The organism is Thermoflexus sp. (genome assembly GCF_025055495.1).
GTDB lineage: Bacteria > Chloroflexota > Anaerolineae > Thermoflexales > Thermoflexaceae > Thermoflexus.
This window is the reverse complement of sequence record NZ_JANWXB010000027.1, coordinates 1-3,072: the sequence shown is the minus strand read 5'-3', so window position 1 is coordinate 3,072 and position 3,072 is coordinate 1. Positions and strand designations below refer to the sequence as shown.

At 62.1% G+C, this 3,072-nt stretch carries 2 protein-coding genes; both read left to right on the top strand.

What is annotated here, in order from left to right; translation table 11 throughout:
- Positions 1-89 precede the first annotated feature (89 nt).
- Positions 90-1,463 (top strand): TrpB-like pyridoxal phosphate-dependent enzyme, encoded by a 1,374-nt coding sequence (locus tag NZM16_RS01015; RefSeq protein WP_295452760.1) that lies wholly within the window; start codon positions 90-92, stop codon positions 1,461-1,463.
- Positions 1,464-2,111: 648 nt separating this feature from the next.
- A partial coding sequence (locus NZM16_RS01010) for a D-2-hydroxyacid dehydrogenase (RefSeq protein ID WP_295477869.1) occupies positions 2,112-3,072 on the top strand: 961 nt, incomplete at its 3' end.

The window sequence follows — 3,072 nt, the reverse complement described above, 5'->3', positions numbered from 1 at the left end:
CCTTCGGCGGCGCCCCAGCCCCAAAACCCGCGGTGGAGCTTAGAAGTCGCACGCTGCGCAACTTCTAACTTAACTTAGGGAGGCGAATCATGCGTGACCGAACTCGATTCTTGCTTTCCGAAGAGGACATCCCGAAGGCGTATTACAACATCCTGGCGGATCTTCCCTTCGAGCTGCCGCCGGTGCTGCATCCCGCCACAGGTCAGCCGATCGGGCCGGATGATCTGGCCCCGCTCTTCCCGATGGCCCTCATTCAGCAGGAAGTCAGCCGGGAGCGGGAGATCGAGATCCCGGAGCCGGTTCGGGAGATCTACCGCCTTTATCGGCCCACCCCGCTGATCCGGGCTCGCCGGCTGGAGAAAGCGCTGGATACCCCTGCGCACATCTATTACAAGTATGAGGGCGTGAGCCCGGCGGGGAGCCATAAGCTGAACACCGCCCTGGCTCAGGCGTTCTACAACCAGCAGGAAGGCGTGCAGGGCCTGACCACCGAGACCGGCGCTGGGCAGTGGGGCAGCGCCCTGGCCATGGCCTGCCGCTTCTTCGATCTGGAATGCACCGTCTTCATGGTCAAGGTCAGCTACCAGCAGAAGCCCTATCGCCGCATCCTGATGGAAACCTTCGGCGCGCGGGTGATCCCCAGCCCCAGCCCGGAGACCGCGGCCGGCCGCAAGGTGCTGGCAGAGGATCCCGATTCCCCTGGCTCCCTGGGGATCGCCATCAGCGAGGCGGTGGAGGCAGCAGCCACCAGCGGCGGACGCCTGAAGTATAGCCTGGGCAGCGTCCTCAACCACGTGCTGCTGCATCAGACCGTGATCGGCCTGGAAGCGAAGAAGCAAATGGAGCTGGCCGGGGAATACCCGGATCTGGTGATCGGCTGCGTGGGCGGCGGGAGCAACTTCGCCGGGCTGGCGCTGCCCTTCATGCGGGACCGGCTCGTGGAGGGGCGTCCCACGCGGTTCATCGCCGTGGAGCCCACCGCGGCCCCCAGCTTGACCAAGGGCGTCTACGCCTACGATTATGGCGATACGGTGCGCACTACCCCGCTGCTCAAGATGTATACCCTGGGCCATACCTTCACGCCCGCCCCCATCCACGCGGGAGGACTCCGCTACCACGGCATGGCGCCGATCCTATGCGCCCTTTATGAGAAAGGCCATCTGGAAGCGGTGGCGTATCCTCAGACGAAGGTCTTCGAGGCCGCCGTGCTCTTCGCACGGACAGAAGGGATCATCCCCGCCCCCGAGTCCGCCCACGCCATCCGCGCGGTCATCGATGAGGCCCTGCGTGCCAAAGAGGAGGGTGTGCCGCGTGTTATCCTGTTCAACCTCAGCGGGCACGGCCACTTCGACCTGGCCGCCTACGATCAATATCTGCGGGGAGAGCTCGCGGATTACGAATACCCCGCCGAAGAGGTCGCTCGCGCGTTGGCCTCTCTTCCTTCCGTGAGCGCTGCCGCCTGAGGTCAGCGCCCGCAGAAGGATCACGGATCGCCCCCATGGGCTTTACCCTGCCCATCATCGTGAAACTCGATCCTTCAGATTTCCACGTCCTGTGGAAAACCGGGCATGCTCCCCCAGATCTGGGGGAGCATGCCCGAGGATCCCCAGGATATTGGCCCTCCAAACACAGCCCTCCGATCCAGCAGCTGGGGAAAACTGGCGTGAAACCTGTGGAAAAGAAGGTCAGATTGGGGATAACTTGTCCACAGGAGAGACCCACTTTCCTCACTTTCCACAGTCTTCTATACCAGTTACCGGTCCAATCCCCCATATATCGGGCGGAAGGGTTTTCCACAATTTCCGTAAGTTTTCCACATCGCCTCCTGTTCAACAGGTTTTCCACAGTCCGTCATCCGCCAGGGACTGGAGCATCCCTGGAGGTCTGTGTCGAGATCTGGCGCATGATCCTCTGAGCATCCATACATCTTGGACCTGCGTCGGAAGTGTTCTCCTGGGATTTCCACAATCCACAGGCTCTATGACGATTGCTACTTTGTCCAATCATGAGCTGAAAATTCAGAAAATTGAAGCCGGCCTGGAAGACAGGGGGCCTTCGCCTGAGGTGGGACGCCTGCCTTAAAAATCTCTGGATTAGGGGAGGAACTCGCCATGGAAGAAGGAGAAGTGCGCCGGGTTCTGATCACGGCTCGATTTGATCCAGAGTGGATCGCCCGCTGGCAGGATCGCTGGCCGATGCTGCGGTTTGAGCTTTATCCCACACGGCATCCCCAGAAGATCCCTCAAGAGATCTGGCGGGAGGTCGAGATCCTCTACACCTTTGAAACGCTTCCCCCACCGGAGTGGGCCCCTCGTCTGCGGTGGGTGCAATTGCATTCTGCCGGCGCGGATCACGTGCTGGAGCATCCGCTTTTTCAAAGTGAGGTGTTGTTCACCACCGCCAGCGGGGTGCACGCCATCAATATGGCCGAGTATGTGTTCGCCATGGTGCTGGCGTGGTTCCACCGGATCCCCCGGATGCTGGAGTGGCAAGCTCGCGCCGAGTGGCCTCCGGATCGAGAGCGCTGGCCTCTGTTCGTCCCGGAAGAGCTCTGGGGGAAGACCATCGGCATCGTGGGCTATGGAAGCATTGGACGCCAGGTCGCGCGGCTGGCGAAGGCCTTCGGCATGCGGGTGCTCGCGATGCAACGGGGGGAGGATCGCCGGGATCGCGGCTTCGTCTTCCCGAACACCGGGGATCCCGAAGGGATTTTACCGGATCGCTACTACACGCCCGCCGAGCTCCACGCGATGCTGGCGGAGAGCGATGTGGTGGTGATCGCTGTCCCCCTGACGCCAGAGACCCGGGGGATGCTCGATGAGGCCGCCTTCCGGGCGATGAAACGGAGCGCCTTCCTGGTCAACATCGCCCGCGGCCCGATCTGCCGGGAGGAGGCCCTGGTACGGGCGCTTCGGGAGGGTTGGATCGCCGGAGCCGCGCTGGATGTATTTGAGCAGGAGCCGCTTCCTGCCTATCACCCCCTCTGGCGATTGCCGAACGTGTTGATCAGCCCGCATGTGGCTGGATTTACTCCGCATTATGATGCCCGAGCTGCGCAGATCTTCGAGGAGA